19 protein-coding genes are annotated in these 18,761 nt (G+C 67.2%); 10 read left to right on the top strand and 9 right to left on the bottom strand.

Annotated elements, in window-relative coordinates; translation table 11 throughout:
- Window positions 1-137 precede the first annotated feature (137 nt).
- The 7 genes from AB0L58_RS16195 to AB0L58_RS16165 all read right to left on the bottom strand — a co-directional run bounded on the left by AB0L58_RS16195 (window position 138) and on the right by AB0L58_RS16165 (window position 6,735).
- Complete coding sequence (locus AB0L58_RS16195; protein ID WP_364387166.1) at window positions 138-785, bottom strand: TetR/AcrR family transcriptional regulator; 648 nt, start codon at window positions 783-785, stop codon at window positions 138-140.
- Window positions 786-890: 105 nt separating this feature from the next.
- A complete protein-coding gene (locus tag AB0L58_RS16190; RefSeq protein WP_364387164.1) occupies window positions 891-1,274 on the bottom strand; it encodes a hypothetical protein in 384 nt (127 codons plus the stop codon).
- Between the two features lie 37 nt (window positions 1,275-1,311).
- Window positions 1,312-1,704 carry a hypothetical protein gene (locus AB0L58_RS16185; RefSeq protein ID WP_364387162.1) on the bottom strand — a complete coding sequence of 131 codons (393 nt, stop codon included), beginning with the start codon at window positions 1,702-1,704 and terminating at the stop codon, window positions 1,312-1,314.
- On the bottom strand, window positions 1,701-2,861 hold the full coding sequence (locus tag AB0L58_RS16180; RefSeq protein ID WP_364387160.1) for a beta-ketoacyl synthase N-terminal-like domain-containing protein: 1,161 nt from the start codon (window positions 2,859-2,861) through the stop codon (window positions 1,701-1,703). The genes AB0L58_RS16185 and AB0L58_RS16180 overlap by 4 nt, the downstream gene beginning before the upstream one ends.
- Window positions 2,858-4,030, bottom strand: coding sequence for an OB-fold domain-containing protein (locus AB0L58_RS16175; protein WP_364387158.1), 1,173 nt, complete (start codon window positions 4,028-4,030; stop codon window positions 2,858-2,860). Before AB0L58_RS16175 ends, AB0L58_RS16180 begins: the two co-directional genes overlap by 4 nt.
- Before the next feature lie 15 nt (window positions 4,031-4,045).
- A complete protein-coding gene (locus AB0L58_RS16170) occupies window positions 4,046-5,257 on the bottom strand; it encodes a CoA transferase (protein ID WP_364387156.1) in 1,212 nt (403 codons plus the stop codon).
- A complete protein-coding gene (locus AB0L58_RS16165; RefSeq protein ID WP_364387154.1) occupies window positions 5,254-6,735 on the bottom strand; it encodes an aldehyde dehydrogenase family protein in 1,482 nt (493 codons plus the stop codon). The genes AB0L58_RS16170 and AB0L58_RS16165 overlap by 4 nt, the downstream gene beginning before the upstream one ends.
- Before the next feature lie 219 nt (window positions 6,736-6,954).
- On the opposite strand from AB0L58_RS16165, the gene AB0L58_RS16160 reads away from it, so the two are divergent.
- From AB0L58_RS16160 to AB0L58_RS16120, 9 genes are all read left to right on the top strand, one after another.
- The gene (locus AB0L58_RS16160; RefSeq protein WP_364387152.1) at window positions 6,955-7,662 is read left to right on the top strand and encodes an SDR family oxidoreductase; all 708 of its coding nucleotides are present in this window, start codon (window positions 6,955-6,957) and stop codon (window positions 7,660-7,662) included.
- 62 nt (window positions 7,663-7,724) lie between these two features.
- Window positions 7,725-8,585, top strand: a complete 861-nt coding sequence (locus tag AB0L58_RS16155) for a mycofactocin-coupled SDR family oxidoreductase (protein WP_364387150.1) — start codon at window positions 7,725-7,727, stop codon at window positions 8,583-8,585.
- Between the two features lie 14 nt (window positions 8,586-8,599).
- Complete coding sequence (locus AB0L58_RS16150) at window positions 8,600-8,794, top strand: ferredoxin (protein WP_364387148.1); 195 nt, start codon at window positions 8,600-8,602, stop codon at window positions 8,792-8,794.
- A gap of 11 nt (window positions 8,795-8,805) precedes the next feature.
- Window positions 8,806-10,167, top strand: a complete 1,362-nt coding sequence (locus AB0L58_RS16145) for a cytochrome P450 (protein WP_364387146.1) — start codon at window positions 8,806-8,808, stop codon at window positions 10,165-10,167.
- A 20-nt stretch (window positions 10,168-10,187) separates the two neighbouring features.
- Window positions 10,188-11,846 carry an OB-fold domain-containing protein gene (locus tag AB0L58_RS16140; RefSeq protein WP_364387144.1) on the top strand — a complete coding sequence of 553 codons (1,659 nt, stop codon included), beginning with the start codon at window positions 10,188-10,190 and terminating at the stop codon, window positions 11,844-11,846.
- On the top strand, window positions 11,843-12,829 hold the full coding sequence (locus tag AB0L58_RS16135) for an alpha/beta fold hydrolase (protein WP_364387142.1): 987 nt from the start codon (window positions 11,843-11,845) through the stop codon (window positions 12,827-12,829). The genes AB0L58_RS16140 and AB0L58_RS16135 overlap by 4 nt, the downstream gene beginning before the upstream one ends.
- Window positions 12,829-13,332: a DoxX family protein gene (locus AB0L58_RS16130; protein ID WP_364387140.1), complete on the top strand. Its 504-nt coding sequence runs from the start codon at window positions 12,829-12,831 to the stop codon at window positions 13,330-13,332. The genes AB0L58_RS16135 and AB0L58_RS16130 overlap by 1 nt, the downstream gene beginning before the upstream one ends.
- A gap of 31 nt (window positions 13,333-13,363) precedes the next feature.
- Window positions 13,364-14,182: an NAD(P)-dependent oxidoreductase gene (locus AB0L58_RS16125; RefSeq protein WP_364387594.1), complete on the top strand. Its 819-nt coding sequence runs from the start codon at window positions 13,364-13,366 to the stop codon at window positions 14,180-14,182.
- Window positions 14,182-14,976: an NAD(P)-dependent oxidoreductase gene (locus AB0L58_RS16120; protein ID WP_364387138.1), complete on the top strand. Its 795-nt coding sequence runs from the start codon at window positions 14,182-14,184 to the stop codon at window positions 14,974-14,976. The genes AB0L58_RS16125 and AB0L58_RS16120 overlap by 1 nt, the downstream gene beginning before the upstream one ends.
- A 110-nt stretch (window positions 14,977-15,086) precedes the next feature.
- Here the strand turns inward: AB0L58_RS16120 and AB0L58_RS16115 are convergent, their stop codons facing one another.
- Window positions 15,087-16,532 (bottom strand): MFS transporter, encoded by a 1,446-nt coding sequence (locus tag AB0L58_RS16115; RefSeq protein ID WP_364387136.1) that lies wholly within the window; start codon window positions 16,530-16,532, stop codon window positions 15,087-15,089.
- A gap of 117 nt (window positions 16,533-16,649) precedes the next feature.
- Here AB0L58_RS16115 and AB0L58_RS16110 point away from each other — a divergent pair, with 117 nt between their 5' ends.
- Entirely contained in the window at window positions 16,650-17,117 is a 468-nt protein-coding gene (locus tag AB0L58_RS16110; RefSeq protein WP_364387134.1) for a MarR family transcriptional regulator, read from the top strand.
- Window positions 17,118-17,122: 5 nt separating this feature from the next.
- Here AB0L58_RS16110 and AB0L58_RS16105 read toward each other — a convergent pair whose 3' ends face one another.
- Complete coding sequence (locus AB0L58_RS16105) at window positions 17,123-18,667, bottom strand: AMP-binding protein (protein WP_364387592.1); 1,545 nt, start codon at window positions 18,665-18,667, stop codon at window positions 17,123-17,125.
- Between the last annotated feature and the right edge of the window lie 94 nt (window positions 18,668-18,761).

The raw sequence follows: 18,761 nt of genomic DNA, 5'->3' as shown, positions 1-18,761 counted from the left end.
ACACCCGCTGCGCCGACCGACCCGGGCGGGTGGTGACATCAATTCACGGCTGCCGTCCATAGACATGATCTGCGCAACTGTTTCCGGCGCCGGCTCGCGTGCCGGATCGACCGTGATACGAACGACTGCGGTGCGCATCAGCGGGGCCGAAGGCCGTCGAGCAGGAGGCGGACGGTGAAGTGGACCCGCTCGTCGAGCTGTTCGGGCGTGGGCGGGCGACCTGCCACGATGGCGCGCACCTGACCGCCGACGACCATGCTCATGAAGGCGCGGGCGGCCTGTCCGGAGTTGGTCGGCGCGATCGCTCCGGCGACGATCGCGCGGTCGAGGACGCCGGCGACGAAGTCGACAACCGGCCCAGAGCTCAGTTCGTAGCCGGCGACGAAGATCTCGGGAAAACGATAGCTCTCGGTATTGATAATGCGTTGCAGGCGTAGTCCGTTCGGCGTCATCACCTGATCGATCCGCAGCCGGGCGACCGCGGTCAATGTCTCGGCCAGATCGCCGTTGTCGAAGCCCGCGAGTACGTCCGGTGGCACGACCTGCCGCTCGATGGCGCGCCGGACGGCGGCGAGGAACAGTGATGCCTTATCGGGATAGCGGGCATAGACGGTGCGTTTGGTCATATTCACGCGACCGGCGATCATCTCGATCGTCGCCAGCTCGTAGCCGCGCTCCAGGAAGAGGTCCAGCGCGGTATCGAGCAATTCCTCGTGCCGTGCCTCGGCCTGCGCCCGGGTGGGTCGACCGGCCGAGCGCCGAATCGTCGGACCGGCCTCCGTCATCTCCAGCTCCGCGAAACCGCCGCTTGCGTCATAGTGCCTCCGATCGCCGATAACGATACGGGTGAGCCGCCATTTTTCCACGGGCGACCGCACGGAACGCACGTCTCACCACAGGTGTAGGAAACTCCGGACGTCGTCATACCCGTCGACGGCCCGGCCATCCACGTCCGACGGGTCAGCCTCGGCACGCGCTGCCAGCGACCTCACCAGTGCAAGGGCTTCATCGCCGAGACGCCCGAAACGCCGAGCGGTGTGTCCCAGGCACAGGCCGGCCAGCCCGAGCAACGGACTACCCGGCTCTGCCCGTGTCCCCACCTGCACGCACCAGTGCTCGACAAACTCCACGTCGTTGTCGTTCAACGCGCTTCCGACCAGGACACTCGCGGCCTCCCCCTCGGCCGTGCGGTCACGCAAAGCCCGCTCCAACGTCTCGACCACGACCTCGTGAGGCAGCGCAGGAGGGTTCTCGAAACTCAGATGCGAGTGCACCGCGCGAGACTACGTGCCCCGCGCGATCCGCATTGGACTAGGAGACCGCGTCGTGGTCGGGCAGCCGCACCGTGACCCGCATCTGGAACGTCAGCGAGCGGGTCGGCAGCACTATGACCGCGCCCAGCGCCGCGGCCCGCCGGACCGCGACGGCGTGCGCGCCGACCGGTCCCCACCACCAGCTCCAGCCGCAGCCGTGCACCGCGAGTATTCCGGCGGTCCGACTGAAATCGGCGGCCTCGAGCCCGTCGGCGGCGACGAAAAGTCCGCCCAACGCAATGGCGCCGAACAGCATCGACGGCGCGACCCCGTCGCAGACCACATGCACGGTGCCCGCGGCGCCGACACACCGCGCGGCGCGCTCCAGCACCGCACGACGAATCCGCGCGCTGCCCGAGACAAGCGCGACGGCCTCCGGCCCCGCCGTCAAGCCTCGGGTCCTTGGAGGATTGTCACCGCCGACACCGCGGTCGGCCCACCCAGGTTGTGGGCCAAACCGATACGCGCACCGTCGACCTGATTGACCGCTGTACCGCGCAACTGCTCGAACAGCTCCACGCATTGGGCCACGCCGGTTGCCCCCGGCGGATGCCCCTTGGCCTTCAGGCCGCCACTGGGATTCACCGGCAGCGTGCCACCGACCTCGGTGACCCCACTCTCGATCAGTTTCGCGGCCCCGAATCGCTCGGCGAAGCCGAGGTCCTCGTAGCTGATCAGTTCGATACCGGTGAAGAAGTCGTGCACCTCGGCGACATCGACATCCGCGGGCGTCAGACCCGCCATCGCGAAGGCCGCCCTGGCGGCTCGAACGGTGGCCGGGAAGGTCGTCATATCCGGCTTGTGCTGGTGCATCACCGAATCCAGGCCGAGGCCGACGCCGCGGATCCACACCGGGCGATCGGTGTAGCGATCGACCACATCCGCCGCGGCGAGCACCAGCGCGGCCGCGCCGTCGCTCTGCGGTGCGCAGTCATAGAGCCCGAACGGTCCGGCCACGATCGGCGCCGCCAGTGCCTGTGCCAGGCTGATCTCGAAACGCAAGCAGGCCTTGGGATTACGCACACCATGCCGATGGTTCTTCACCGCGACCATGGCCAAATGCTCTCTGGTCGCGGGCGATTCGTGCAGATACCGGGCCACGTGCAGCGCGAATCCGGCGGGCGCGATCAGGCCGAGCGGGTAGTCCCAGGCCATATCGCGCGCCATCGCCTCCCATTCCCACAGCATGTCCTTCTGCGCCGTCTCACGCACCTTGTCAGCACCGACCACGAGGGCCACGTCGACCGCACCGGAGGCGATGCCGAACAGGGCATTGCGCACCGCGTCATTGCCTGTCGCACAGGAGTTTTCGACGCGGGTCACCGGCAAGCCCGGCAGCCCGAGCGCATCGGCGAGAATTCCGGCCGGGAAGCCATCGGTATTCCCCATCGCACCGAACCAGGCCGCCTGCAGATCGGCGGTGGCCAACCCCTTGTCGATGCTGGCGGCACATTCGGCGAATGCCATCGGCACCAGATCCTTGACGCCTAGGGCGAAATGTTCGGCGAACGGCGTCATACCCGCGCCGACGATGGCCACTTCCCTCACCGCGCGACCTCCGGTTCGAATGCGTATCCGTAGTCGGGCACCCCGGACCGCACCGCGACCCGGCGCAGCACCATGCGGCCGCGATCACCGATCGCCACGGTGCCCGGATCGGTCCCGGTCACCTTCGCCAGCGCCCGCACCCCGACGCCGTCGAGCTCGATGATCACCAGCGTGTACGGACATTTCAGACCCGGCACCGGCATCGCCACGGTGGCCTCGGTGTACACGGTGCCGGTGCGCGGCAACGGCACCAGGGTGTAGTCGGTGCTGAGACCGCCGTCCGCGGCGACCCGATAGCGCGGCGGGAAGTCCAGATCATCACTGCCGGAGTATTTTCCGGCCTCCCAGCGCACCTTCGCCTCGAATGCGCGTTCATAGGCGGCCAGCGAGATCGGAATCTCGGAACCGGGCCACAGCGTACCGTCGGGCAGGTCCCGCGCCGTCGACTCGCGCCGGTGCAGCGCGGCCGTACCGGCGGCCACCGTGATACCCGACAGGCTGGCCTGCTCCACCCCCACCAGCAAACCCGTACTACCCCATTCGGCCATGGCCGCCAAGGCGAACAATCCGGCACTGGCGCCGACCGTCGGCAGCGCCGGTGGGTTGCCCAGGCACAGCTCGGCCGCCTGTTTGTCGTCGACCCCGGCCACCGCCGCCGGCGTGTCCAACCACGCCGCCGCCAGCGAGGCCAGCAGACCGCGCTTGTGCAGCAGTCGCGGATCACCGTAATCGTGCACGGCCCCAATGGCATTGCGGGTACGCACCGGCAGGCTGCGCGCCACCCTGGCGGCCGTACGCACCTGCAGGCCGTGATCGGAGATCAATGCCGCGGCCGCGCCAGCGGGTTCGGTATCCACCCCGATGATCAGCGTGCGCGGCCGTGCGGAACTGAGCGAGTCGAGGGTGGCGGGCGCCCCGCCGAGCCGCTCGATCACCTCCAGCTCCGGATCCAACCCCAGCCCCGCCAGCAGGACCGCGGCATTACTGCTTTCCACCAGCGGCAGATCGCGACCGACCACGACCACCCGTTCCACCGGACCGGCGTCGTACAGCGCGGCACGGCCGGCCTCCACGGCCAGGGTGATGGCGTCCTCGTCGTCACCGAGCACCCGGTGGCGCTGGGCGCCCCAGCACGGCAGGTAGGTCCCGATCGAAGCGATGTAGGTCATGGGTACTCCAGCGAATTATGTGATCGCACCCGCGGTTTTGAGCGCGATGATGCGGTCCCAGTCCAGGCCGAGTTCGAGCAGGACCTCGTCGGTCTGCGCGGCGAACTCCGGGCCGGGACGCAGTTCGGGCGCGGTGAGGTCGAACTGCACCGGACTCGAAACCAGCTGCAGCTCACCGGCTTTGCGGATATATTCGTTCGCCTGGACCTGCGGGTCGTCGATGGCCTGAAGTGCATCCTGCACCGGCGCCCACGGTCCGGACAGGGTCGCGAAACGCTCGGTCCACTCGGCGAGTGTGCGGGTGGCGAATACCTCGCGCAGGATCTGTACGGCCACAGCGGTATTGGTGGCGATCGCCGCGGCATCGGCGAACCGCGGATCTTCGGCGAGATCCGGTCGGTCGATATGGTGACATACGTCGGCCCAGAACTTGCCCGGCTGCAACATGACCAGCGACAGGTACCGACCGTCCTTGGTGGCGTACAACCCCGACAGCGGATTCGCCGGCGAACCGTGCGATCCGGTCGGAAACGCCCGCAGCGGTTCCCCCATGTACGCCGAGAGCGCGATGGTGTGCCCCATCGACCACAGCCCGCTGCTCAACAGCGACACATCCACGATCGACGGCTCGCCCGTGCGTTCCCGCCGCAGCAGCGCGGCCGCGATGCCGCCGGCCAGATTGGTTCCGGAAATGGTGTCGCCGAAAGCCGGACCGGGCGGGGGGATCAGTCCGTCGATATCGGGCGGGGTGATGGTGGCGGCCACGCTGCCGCGGCACCAGTAGGCGGTCATGTCGTAGCCGCCCTTGTCGGCCTCCGCGCCGCGCGGGCCGAGACCACTGCCGCGGGCATAGATGATCGCGGGGTTCACCGCGCGAATATCGTCGACATCGATGCCGAATTTGGCCCGATGCTGCGGCAGGAAACTGGTCAGGAATACGTCCGCGGTCTTGGCCAGGTCGTGGATCACCGCCCGACCTTCCGGCACCGACATATCGACCCCGATACTGCGCTTGCCCCGATTGGCATGTTCCACATTGGGATTGGGGTCGCCCTCGACCTTGAAGGTGGCGATCTGCCGCAGCCCGCGCTGTGGATCACCGGTGACCGCGTGCTCGACCTTGATCACGTCGGCACCCCAGTCGGCGAGTACGGCGCCCGCGGACGGCACGAACCCGTACATCGCGACCTCGAGGACGCGGATCCCGTCGAGTGGCCGCGCGCTCATCGGGCCACCGCCGCGAAGGTCTTGGTCTCCAGGAATTCCGTCAACCCGTCGACCCCCATTTCGCGGCCGATGCCGGACTGTTTATAGCCGCCGAAGGGCGCGTCGGCGGCGAAGTAGTTGCCGCCGTTGATGCTCATGGTGCCGGTGCGGATGCGCCGCGCGACCGCAAGTGCCCGCTGCTCGTCGGCGCTGAATACCCCGCCGGACAGGCCGTAGATGGAGTTGTTCGCGATTCGCACGGCATCGTCGTCGTCCTCGTACGGAATCACCGCGAGCACCGGCCCGAAGACCTCTTCCTGGGCGATTTCGCTGTCCGGATCGACCCCCGCCAGCAGCGTCGGCTGGTAGAAGAAGCCCGGGTCGACCTTCTCGCCACCGGTCACCAGTGCGGCGCCCGCCGCCACCGCGCGCCGCACCAGGCCGTCGACCTTGTCCCGCTGGCGCTCGCTGATCAATGGGCCCATATAGGTTTTCGGATCTGCGGGATCGCCGTAGCTGACGTGCGCGAAGTTCTGCGCGACCAGTTCCACGATCGCGTCGTGGTCCTTGCGCGGCACCAGCAGCCGTGACGTCAGCGCACAGCCCTGCCCGGCATGGACGACAATGCTGAACGCCGCGAACTGCGCCGCGGTCCGATAGTCGGCGTCGTCGAGCAGGATCGCGGCCGACTTCCCGCCGAGCTCCAGGAATACCCGCTTCAACGTCGCACTCGCGGCGGCCATGATCTTGCGTCCCACCGGAGTCGAACCGGTGAAGGTGACCACGTCGACATCGGGATGTGTCGTCATCCGTTCGCCGACGGCCACGTCCGAGGAGGTGAGCACATTGACCACACCCGCGGGTATGTCGGTGTGACGCGCGATGAGCTCGCCGATCGCCAGGGTGGCCAGCGGCGTATCCGGCGCACCCTTGAGCACCACCGTGCAGCCGGCCGCGAGCGCGGGCGCGAGTTTGGCCAGGGCGAGCTGATGCGGATAGTTGTAGGCCGCGATGGCCGCCACCACGCCCGCGGCTTCCTTCTCCACCCAGCGCCGATGGCGCTGACCACGGATTTCGATATCGCCGAGTTCCTCGGTGAAGGCGAACTTCGCCAGCAGCTCGGCGTAATAGCGGACGATCTCGAAGGGGATCTCGAGCTGGTTACCGTGGGTGAGCTGCCTGGTCGCGCCGACCTCCGCGATCGTCAGCTCGCGCAGTTCTTCGACGTTATCGCGAAACGCCTGGTAGAGCTGTTCGAGGCAGTGCGCGCGGAAGGCGGCGTCGGTGGCCCAGGTCGTGGTGTCGAAGGCCCGCCGGGCCGCGGCGATCGCCGCGTCGGTCTCGGCAATGCCTGCCTCCGGTGCGTACCCGTACACCTCGCCCGTCGCGGGATTGAGCGAGGCGAGGGTGCGGCCGGTCTCGATCAACTGTCCGTCGACGAGCAGTCGCCGCGTCGGAACCCGCTCCGGCCGGGCGGCCGCTTGGTCTTGCACTGACATCCGGTCTCCTCGCTGCGCAAATGAAAACTTCATTCTCACTATCGGAGAATCATACATTCGCCGATTGCGCGAAGGTAGCAACATTCCGAAATGGGCGACACCCGCCGCGCACCGATGTCACTGACGCTCATGTGCCAATATCCCGCATCACCCGGGAAGTCTTGCGGATAAGCTCAAAGCGAGAGTACGGTTCTCAACATCCGGAAGGGAGATTCTTGCGTGAAAACCGCTGTGGTCACCGGAGGCGCATCGGGTATCGGCCTCGGCATCGTCGAGCGCCTGCGCGGCGACGGCCTGCATGTCGCCACCCTCGACCTGAACCCGGCCGCCGAGGACGATTTCGCCTATCAGGCCGATGTGACGAAACCGGACGAGATCGCCGCGGCGCTGACCGATGTGCGCGCCGCGCTGGGCCCGATCACCGTGCTGGTCAATGCCGCCGGAATCGAGAAGTACCGCCGCTTCCAGAACCTCACCTTCGAGGAGTGGCAGCGGATCATCGATGTGAACCTGCACGGCGTATTCCACACCGTCCAGGCCGTACTGCCGGATATGACGGCCGCGAACTGGGGACGCATCGTCAATATCTCCTCCTCGAGCACCCACTCCGGTCAGCCGTTCATGTCGGCGTATGTGGCGGCCAAATCCGGACTCAACGGCCTCACCAAATCGCTTGCGCTGGAACTGGGGCCGTACGGAATCACCGTCAACGCGGTCCCACCGGGCTTCATCGATACCCCCATGCTGCGCCGATCCGAGGAAAGGCAGCTGCTCGGCGGAACCATCGAGGAGCACATCCAACGGACCCCGGTGCGTCGGGTCGGCCGCCCCGCCGATATCGCCGCGGCCTGCTCGTTCCTGATCTCCGAGGACGCGGGCTACATCACCGGCCAGATCCTCGGCGTCAACGGCGGCCGTAATACCTGAACCCGTCCGTGCGCGGCACGAGCGGTACAGCCCCAGAAGAAGTAGGACCGAAAGGAAGATCCGTGGGACGTGTGCAGGGCAAAGTCGCCTTCGTCACCGGAGCCGCGCGAGGCCAGGGCCGCAGCCACGCGGTAAAGCTCGCGGAGGAGGGCGCCGACATCATCGCGGTGGATATCTGCGCCGATATCGAGAGCATTCAGTACTCGCTGTCCCGACCGGAGGATCTGGAGGAGACGACCCGTCTCGTCGAGAAGACCGGGCGGCGCATCATCGCCGAACAGGCCGATGTGCGCGACCGAGCGCAACTGGCCGCGGCACTCGAGCGCGGTATCGCCGAATTCGGCCACCTCGACATCGTGGTGGCCCAGGCCGGTATCGCCGGTATGAAGGGCGATCCGAAGTGGCAGGCTTGGACCGATGTCATCGATACCAACCTGATCGGCGTCATCAATGCCGTACAGGCGGCGCTGCCACATCTCGGCGCCGGCGCGTCGATCATCGCCACCGGTTCGACCGCGGCGCTGATGGAAATGTCGAAGGTCGACCAGCCGGGCAAGGATCCGGGCGGTGTCGCCTACATGGTCGCCAAACGCCTTCTGTCGCAATATATCCACGAGATTGCCACACATCTGGCCGCGAGCAGTATTCGCGCCAATGTGGTGCATCCGACCAATTGCAACACTCCCATGCTGCAGAGCGAGGCGATGTACCGGTCGTTCCGCCCGGATCTAGAGCATCCGACACGCGCGGATGCCGAACCCGCCTTCTTCGTGCAGCAGGCCATGCCGGTCCCCTATATCGAGCCTGAGGAGATCAGCAACGCGGTGTTGTTCCTGGCTTCCGACGAGTCCCGTTTCATCACCGGCACGCAGCTGCGTGTCGACGCCGGCGGCTACCTGAAGTGGTACGACTACCACATCTGAAGGGAAGAAACACCGTGAAGGTTCATGTCGATGCCGAACGCTGTCAGGGGCACACGCTGTGCGCGATGATCGCCCCGAAGGTGTTCGAACTCAGTGAAATCGACGGACATTCGTCACCGGTCAGCGAAGACGTTCCCGCCGATCAGCAGGACAACGTGCGCGAGGCCGTCCGGTCCTGCCCCGAACGGGCGATCTCCAGCACCGAATAGAGGAACCGCCGATGACCGTGGAAGATATCGCATCCGAGGCCGAGCGCAGACGGCCGGAGTTTCATTTCGATCGACACACCCCGCAATATCGCGAACAGTTCGTCGATATCACCCAGCAGATGCAGAGCAGCTGTCCGGTGGCCTGGACCGAAACCTACGGCGGGCATTGGGTCGCCGCGGGTAACCGCGAAGTGTTCGACCTGGCCCGCTGCCCGCACATCTCCAATGACAACGACCCCAACGGGGAACGCCGTGGCTACAAGGGGATTTCCATTCCGACACCGGAACGCGGGCAGGGCATTCGCGCGGGCATCCTGGAAATGGACCCGCCCGAACAGCGGGAGCTGCGGGCGGCGCTGAACCCGTATCTGTCCCCCGCCGCGGTGCAGCGCTGGATCCCGTTCGTCGACGAAATCGTGCGCGCCGGCATCGACGAGCAAATCGAAAGCGGCACCATCGATTTCGTCGACGAATTGGCGAATATCGTGCCCGCGGTGCTCACCCTCGCGATGCTCGGCATCCCGCTGGACAAGTGGACCATCTACAACGAGCCGGCGCACGCCTCGGTGTACACCCCACCGGATTCACCGGACACCCCGCGCATCGCCGAGATGCACCGCACCATGGGCCTGGACCTGCTGACGAATTATCTGGAGGTCAAACAGAATCCGCGGCCGGGCATGCTGCACGCGGTCGCCGAGGCCACCCTGAACGGCGAGCCGATCTCCGATATGGACGCGCTCGGCATGCTCAGCCTCATTATCGGCGGTGGTTTCGACACCACCACCGCACTCACCGCGCACGCACTGGAATGGCTGTCGGAGAATCCGGACAAGCGCGAATTGCTCAGCCGGGAACGCGATCTCATCCTGGATTCCGCGACCGAGGAGTTCCTGCGCTACTTCACGCCCGCACCGGGTGACGGCCGCACCTTCGCCCAGGATTGCGAAGTCGGCGGCAAGCGGTTTGCCGAGGGTGAGCGGCTGTGGCTGTCGTGGGCGATGGCCAATCGGGATCCCGAGGTGTTCGACAACCCCAATGAGATCGACATGGAACGACGGGGCAATCGGCACTACAGCTTCGGCCTCGGCGTGCATCGCTGCATCGGCTCCAATATGGCGCGCATGGTGTTCAAGCGGATGCTGCTCGCGGTGCTGGACCGGATGCCGGAATATCGCTGCGATCCCGAGCGCGCCGTGCACTACGACACCATCGGCGTCATCCAGGGCATGCGGCATCTCCCGGCCACCTTCACCCCCGGTCCCCGGTTGGGCGCCGGATTGGCCGAAACTCTGGCGAAACTGCAGCGCGTCTGCGATGAGCAGCGGCTGGCCGAACCGGTCACCGTGCGCAAGGGCGACGCCCAGATCTGACGAAAGAGCGAGGAGGCGATATGGGCGAAGCATCGGGACGTCCGCTGCCGTTGCTCACCCTCGAAAACGAGTTCTTCTGGACTTCGGGGAGCGATGGCACGCTGCGCATTCAGGAATGTGAATCCTGTGCGGCACTGATCCATCCACCGCAGCCGGTGTGCCGGTACTGCCGTGGACACGAGATGGGGGTGCGCGCCGTCTCCGGCTTCGCCACACTCGCCGGTTTCACCGTCAACCATCGTTTCGGTGTGCCGGGGCTGCCCGCGCCGTACGTGGTGGCGCAGGTCGCGCTCGAGGAGGATCCGCGGGTTCGGCTCACCACCAATGTGATCGACTGCGAGCCGGACGACCTGGTCCTCGGCATGCGACTCGAGGTGGTCTTCCAACAGGACGACGATGTCTGGCTGCCGCTGTTCCGGCCCGTCGAAACACAGTCGGATCCGGCTCCGCTGCCGGTGGACGCTATTGCACCACAAGAATTTTGGCGGCACGTGCGGCCGATGGTGCGGTCGGACAAATTCGAGGATCGGGTCGCGCTCACCGGTATCGGCATGTCGCCGATCGGGCGCCGGCTGCAGGTTCCGCCGCTGCGGCTGACCATCCAGGCCTGCGAACGCGCGATCGCGGACGCCGGACTGGCGATGGCCGATATCGACGGCCTGTCGACCTATCCCGGCGGCGGTAATCTGGGCGGATTCAGCGAAGGCGGCGTCACCGCCCTGGAGGCGGCCCTCGGCATCCGGCCGACGTGGCACAACGGCGGGATCGAAACCTTCGGCCCCGGTGGGTCGGTCATCGCGGCCATGCTGGCGGTCGCGGGCGGGCTGGCCCGGCATGTGCTGTGTTTCCGCACCGTGTGGGAAGCCACCTTCAACGATCTGATGCGCACGGGCCGGATCCAGCCGTCCGGTGGGCGCACACCCGGTTGGATGGCCCCCTTCGGCGCCACCTCGGCGGCACATACCCTGGCGCAGAACGCGCAACGACACTTCCATCGCTACGGCACCACTCGGGAAACTCTCGGCTGGATCGCGCTGAACCAGCGCGCCAATGCCGAACTCGAGCCGACCGCGATCTATCGAGATCCGCTGACCATGCAGGACTATCTCGAGGCGCGCACGATCACCACGCCGTTCGGGCTCTACGACTGCGATGTGCCCTGCGACGGCGCGATCGCGGTGATCGTCTCCAGCGTGGAGGCGGCACGTGATCTTGCCGAACCACCCGTGTTGGTGGAGGCGGTCGGCACCCAGATCATCGAGCGGATCGAATGGGATCAGAGCACCCTCACCCATGAACCGCAGGTGCTCGGCCCGGCCGCGCATCTGTGGACCCGAACCACCTTGCGCCCCAGCGATGTCGACGTCGCCGAACTGTACGACGGGTTCACCTTCAACTGTGTGTCCTGGCTCGAGGCCCTCGGCTTCTGCGGTATCGGCGAGGCCAAGGACTTCCTCGACGGCGGCAAGAACATCGCCCGCGACGGCCTGCTGCCGCTCAATACCCACGGTGGCCAGCTCTCGCACGGCCGCACCCACGGCATGGGACTGCTGCACGAGGCAATACTGCAGTTGCGCGGTGCGGCCGGCGCGCGACAGGTGGCGGGCGCGCGCGTCGGTGTGGTGTCGAGCGGCGGGCTCACCCCGGGTGGCGCGCTGCTGCTGCGGAGTGATTCATGACGATCACCGAATCCGATTTCTCCCTGCTGACCGGAGACGACCCGATTCCGGTGGTCACCGAGGTCGACGGCATCCCGATGTCCGGGCTGCTGGCCGAGACGCCGACGCCGCGGGCGGTCGTGCTCGCCGTGCACGGCGGAGCCACCACCTCGGTATATTTCGACTGCCCCGGCCACCCGAGACTGTCCCTGCTGCGGCTGGCCGCCGCGGCCGGATACACCGTGCTGGCCCTGGACCGGCCCGGATACGGCAGCTCGGGCACGCACGCGGACGAACTCGCCGATCCACATCGCCGCGTCGATGTGATGTACGCGGCGGCCGAGCAGCATCTCGGGTCGCGGCCCCGCGGCGCGGGCACCTTCCTGCTGGCGCATTCCGCGGGCAGTGAACTGGCGCTGCGGATGGCGGCCGACGAGCGCGGCCGCGAGTTGCTCGGCCTCGAATTGGCCGGGACCGGGCTGGAACATCAGCAGGAGGCCTACGACATCCTGTGGGGACCGGACCCGCACGGGCGGCGGCGCATCCGCCGCGACGGCGTGCCGGGCGGGGTCACCGACCTGCTGTGGTATCCGGCCGGTCTGTACCCGCCCGAATTGGTCGGCGGTGCGCGGATCGGCTCCTATGGCCCACGCTACGAAGGGAATTCGGTCGAGGACTGGCCACAGGTCACCTTCCCCACCCTCGCCGCCGAAGTGCGGATTCCGGTGCGGTTCACCGTCGGCGACCACGAACGCGTCTGGCGCAACGACCCGGCGGCCCTTGCCGAGGTCGCCGCCCGGTTCACCGCCGCACCCCGGGTCGTGCTCAATATCCAGCCCAACAGCGGCCACAACCTGAGCATCGGACATACCGCCGCCGCCTACCACCTCGGGCTGCTCGCCTTCGTCGAGGAGACCGCCGTTGCCCGTGCGATCGGCGAATTCACCGGACCGTCAATACAATTCAACGGCGCTACCGCGGCAGCGAATCAGGAGGACAACTGATGGACGTCGTCGACGTGGCCATCGCACTCGTACGACTCGTCGTGGGCGGCACCATGATCGCCCACGGGGTCAATCACTGGGTGGGCGGCGGCAAGATCGCGGGCACCGCGCGCTGGTTCAGCGGCCTCGGACTGCGCGGCGGTGTCCTACACGCCTGGCTGAGCGTCGTCACCGAAATCGGTGCGGGCGTGCTGTTGATCGTCGGGCTGCTCACTCCGCTGGCATGTGCGGCGATCATCTCGGTGATGGCGGTCGCGGGTCTGCTCGCCCACCGCACCAACGGATTCTTCGTATTCAAGGAGGGTTACGAGTATGTGCTCGTGCTCGCGGTCGTTTCGCTGGCACTGGCACTGCTCGGTCCCGGGTGGCTGTCCATCGATCACGCCGCCGATATCGAGATAACCGGGTGGGCCGGTGGCGGCATCGCCCTCGGGGTCGGCCTGGTCGCCACCGCGGGCCTGCTCGCCGCATGCTGGCGGCCCGAAGCGAAAGTATCAGCATGACAATAGGTTTCAGCGTGGAAAGCGAAATGTGATGCGGGTCGGATTCATCGGACTGGGCAGCCAGGGTGGGCCGATGGCGCGTCGGATCGTCGACTCCGGCTACGAGACGACGCTGTGGGCGCGGCGGCCCGCCTCACTCGAGCCGTTCGCCGATACGGCGGCGAAGCTCGCCGCGTCACCGGCCGAATTGGCCGCCGCGAGCGATCTCGTCTGCCTCTGCGTCGTCGGCGACGCCGACGTCCGCGAGGTCGTGACCGGTACCGATGGCGTGCTGGCGGGTATGTCGGCGGGCACGATCCTGGCCGTGCACAGCACGGTACACCCCGACACCTGCCGCGATCTCGCCGATATCGCGGTGGCACAGGGAGTTTCGATCGTCGACGCGCCGGTCAGCGGTGGCGGTGCGGCGGCCGCCGACGGCCGGTTGCTGGTGATGGTCGGCGGCTCGGCCGATGTCGTCGAACGCTGTCGCCCGGTCTTCGAGACCTACGCCGATCCCGTCGTACATCTGGGCCCGCTCGGCGCCGGACAGACCACCAAACTGCTCAACAATCTGCTGTTCACCGCGAATCTCGCCACTGCGGCAAGCACTCTCGCACTCGGTACGGCAATCGGCATCGATCCCACCCGCCTCGGTGAGGTGATCTCCCACGGCACCGCCGACAGCTTCGCCCTCGGTCGGATCGTGGCCGGGGGCGGCACCCTGGACCGGCTCGCCGCGCACGCCGGTGCACTGCTGCGCAAGGACGTCGGACTGATCGCGGACCTGGCCGCCGCCGCGGACGCCGAGCCCGGCATCGTGCTCGACGCCGCGGACGCCACCCTCGCGATGATCGATCATCCGCGCTGATGCGCATCGGATTCCTCGGCGCCGGGCGGATGGGGCGTCCCATGGTGGAGCGGCTGGTCCGGTCCGGACATGAGGTGTGCGCGCTCGGCCGGTCGCTCGAAGCACGCAGGGCCCTCACCGAAATCGGCGCGCAGGCGGTATCCGCCCCCGCGGCCGTCGGGTGCAGCGCCGATCTGGTCGTCGTGTGCGTCTTCACCGATGAACAGGTTCGGGCGGTCTGTCTCGGCACACCACTGCTGGCCGCCATGCCATCCGGGTCGACGCTCGTCCTGCACACCACCGGCAGTCCGGACACGACCGCGGCCATTGCCGCCGAAGCCATTGCCTCACACGGCATTCAGGTGCTCGACGCCCCGGTCAGCGGCGGCCCACCCGATATCGCGGCCGGACGGCTCACCCTCTTCGTCGGCGGGCCGGCGCAGACCCTGGACCGGGTCCGGCCCGCGCTGGCCGCCTACGGCGACCCGATTCTGCACGTCGGTCCGCTCGGTGCGGGCCAGCGGGTCAAGTTGGTCAACAATGCCGTATTCGCGGCACAGCTCGGAATACTCACCGCGGCAGTCGATCTCGGGAAACAGCTCGGTGTCGCGGAGGCCACCCTGCTGGCCGCACTACCGCACGGCAGCGCCGCCAGTCGCGCGCTGACCGGTGTCGCGGGCCGAGGTTCGGTGGCTGAATTCAGCGCATCGGTCGGCGAATTCGTCGGCAAGGATGTCGCGGCGGTCCGGTCGATCGCCGCCGAACTGGGCACCGATCTCGGCCTGCTCGACGAGGCGATCGGCAACCGGCACTGAGGCTGCGACCAGATCCGCGCCGGCGCCCCGAACCTACTACCTGAGCAGGTTCGGGGCGCCGTTCCCACCGCGCCACGCTGCGCGGACGAGCGCTATCCGCCGTCGCGGTCTCAGACCCGCGCGGGCACCTCCGCTTCGGCCTGCTCGGCCGGGTGGACGACGATCGCACGCCGGACCGGAATGGCCATGGCGATCAATGCCGCCAGCACCGATACGCCACAGCCGATCAAGAATGCGATGCGGAAGCCGTCCTCGGTGGGGATGCTGTGACTACCGACCGTAACCGTCAACTGCGCGAGCACCGCGCCGACCACGGCGGCGGAGATCGAGGTGCCGATCGAGCGCATCAGGGTGTTGAAGCCATTGGCGGCGGCGGTCTCCGACTGCGGAACCGCGCCCATGATCAGGGCGGGCATGGCGCCGTAGGCGAAGCCGACACCGGAGCTGCAGATGATATTCACGATGAGCAGGCCCCAGGTGCTGCCCATCAGGACCTGCGCGGATCCATAGCCGATGGCCATGACGACGGCGCCGATGACAAGGGTGAACTTCGGGCCGCGTAATGCCGACAGCTTGGCGCCGACCGGGGAGATCAGCATCATCATGATTCCGGCGGGGGCCATCCACAGGCCCATCGCCATCATCGACTGGCCGAGACCGTAGCCGAGCGAGGACGGCAGCTGCATCAACTGCGGCACACTCAGCTGCAGCGCGTACATACCGACGCCGATGGCGACCGTCGCGATATTGGTGACGAGCACCTGCGGTCGCGCGGTGACCCGCAGGTCGACCAGCGGCTCGACGGTCCGCAGCTCCCACCAACCCCAGACCAGCAGCAGCGCTACCGCCGCGATGAACAGGCCGAGGATGCTGCCGCTCGTCCAACCCCATGCCGCCCCCTTGGACACGGCGAGCAGCAGCGATACCAGGCCACCGCCGAGCAGTACCGCACCCAACCCGTCGAAGCGACCGGATGGACCTTCGGCAATACCCTCCGGAACGATCAGCGTGATCAGCGCGGTGGCGATCGCGACCAGCGCCGCCGCCGCCCAGAACAGCACCCGCCAGTTGCTGTACTCGGTGACCGCCGCCGCCAACGGCAGCCCGAGCGCGCCGCCGATGCCGAGCGAGGAGCTGATCAGCGCGATGGCCGAGCCGAGCCGCTCCGGCGGCAACACATCCCGCAGGAGCGCGACGGCCAGCGGGATGGTGCCGAAGCCGAGGCCCTGCAGGCCCCTGCCGATGAGCATCGGCAGCAGCGAACCCGCCATGGCGCAGACGACCGAGCCGAGGATGAGCGGCACGGTCGAGGCGATCACCATTCGGCGCTTGCCGAACATATCGCCGAGGCGACCGGCGACCGGGGTGGCGACCGCACCCACGAGCAGGGTGACCGTAACCACCCAGGACGTATTGGTCGCCGAGGAATTCAGTATCTGTGGCAATTCGCCGAGCAAGGGCACCACGAGCGTCTGCATCAGCGACGCGACGATGCCGGTATAGGCCAGCACCGCCAAGATGGCGCCCGGCCGAACGGCGGAATCAGGCTTGTCCACGCAAATCTCCCTCGGACTCACAACTATCAGCGTGTATCGTACACTATATGTGTATCATGCATTAAACGTGAGCAATACACGCAGCATGTGTGATGCACATCTCCGAGGAAGGAAGGCATGGATAAGCGCATACAACTGATCGAGTTCGAGACCTTGCTACTCGGCCACTACCGGCTGAGCCCGCAGCACCGGCGCACCGACGACCCGCTGGAGCGCAGCTCATATCTGCTGCTGAGCCGGCTGCGCATCCAGGGACCCATGTCGCTGCGGCAGCTCAGCGACGCACTGGCATTGGATGTGTCAACGCTGCATCGGCAAACCGCCGCACTGCTGCGCACCGGATTCGTCGAACGCATTCCCGACCCCGAGGGCGGCATCGCGCGCAAGTTTCGCGTCACCGCGGCGGGCGGCCAGCGCCTCGATCGGGAGCGCGCGGTCATCGTCGACGTACTGGCAGCGGTAACGCGGGATTGGACCGCCGCGGAGCGCGCCGAATTCGCGCACTACCTGGGGCGTTTCAATAGTGATATCGAGCGGCTGTACGGGCGGAGCTGGCCGCGCCCCGCGCCCTCGCCCACGCGGTAGGCCACTCAGCTGACCAACGTGTCGTGGCCTTCCCAATACTGGGCACGCAGTTGGCGTTTGTAGAGTTTGCCGCTGGGATCACGCGGCAACTCGGTGACGAAGTCGACCGTGCGCGGGCATTTGTAGGCGGCGAGTTCCGCACGGCAGCAGGCGATCAGCTCGGCCGCGAGATCGGCACCGGCGGCGGCTGGATCGACCAACTGGACAACGGCTTTCACCGCCTCGCCCATTTCCTCGTCCGGTACCCCGAGCACCGCGGCGTCGGCAACCGCGGCATGTGCCGCGAGGACGTTCTCGGCCTCCTGCGGGTAGATATTCACCCCACCGGAAATGATCATGTGGGCTTGCCGATCGGTCAGATACAGATAGCCGTCGGCGTCGAGGTAGCCCATATCGCCGAGCGTGCGCCAGCCCTTCGCGTGGGTCACCGACGCCGTCTTCGCGGCGTCGTGGTGGTATTCGAACGGCCGTCCTCCACCGAAATACACCACGCCGACCTGGCCCGGCGGCAACTCCGCGCCATCCGCGCCGACAATGTGGCATTCCTGCGCCGGTCTACCCACCGAGCCCGGATGTGCCAGCCACTCCTCGGCACCGATGTAGGTGTTCCCGACATCCTCTGTCCCGGAGTAGTACTCACCGATGATCGGTCCCCACCACTGCATCATCTGCCGCTTCACCGGCACCGGGCACGGCGCCGCCGAATGGACCACATCGACCAGACTGGAGATGTCGTAGCTTTCTCGTTCGGCCTTCGGCAACCGGAGCAGGCGCACGAACATCGTCGGCACCAGCTGCGCGTGCGTGACCCGATGACGCTCGATCAGCTCCAGACAGTGCCGGGGGTCGAAGCGTTCCATCACGATCACGGTGGCGCCGATTCGGTGCCATGACATCGAGAACACCAGCGGCGCACCGTGATACAGCGGCGCGGGCGACAGATACACCGCAGCGTCACTGGCGCCGCTCACCAGCAGACCCCGCGCGATCTGCACCGGCGCCGACGCCGGGTCACCGAGCGGGACTGCGGGCAGCGGTTTGCGAACCCCCTTCGGCCGCCCGGTAGTTCCCGAGGAGTACAGCATCTCGCGCCCCTCGCATTCGTCGGCGCCGAGCGGCCGCGGCGAGGCCGCCGCCAGCACATCGTCGTATCGCTCGAAACCGACCAGCTTCCCCACCGCCGCGATCCGCACCGGGATGGCGGAGAGGTCGAGATCGGCCACCACCTCGGCCATGGACTCGCTGGTCACCAGTGCGGTGGCACCGCAGTCGTCCAGGATGTACTGCACCTCACCGGGTTTCAGATGCCGGTTGATCGCGGTGTAGTACAGACCGCAGCGCTGCGCCGCCCACGCGATCTCGAGAAACGGGCGATTGTTCTCCATGAGAATCGCGATGTGATCGCCGACGGCCAGCCCGCGCGCACGCAGCGCCCTGGCGAACCGGATCGACCGCTGCTCCAATTGGGCATAGGTCACCACCTCGCCGCTGGCCGCCAGCACGATCGCCGGGCGATCCGGTGCTCGACCGGCATGCCAGCCGGGCGTCATCGGTGCGGCGGCGCCCGCCACCGGGTCACCTGATTCGGCAATATGACTGTCGGCCATGGATTAACGCTCTTCCTCGAACAAGATGCCGGTCGGC

The organism is Nocardia sp. NPDC052112, from assembly GCF_040680135.1.
Taxonomy (GTDB): domain Bacteria; phylum Actinomycetota; class Actinomycetes; order Mycobacteriales; family Mycobacteriaceae; genus Nocardia.
Note: the sequence above shows the minus strand (reverse complement) of the source record. Positions and strands in the feature narration are given on the sequence as shown.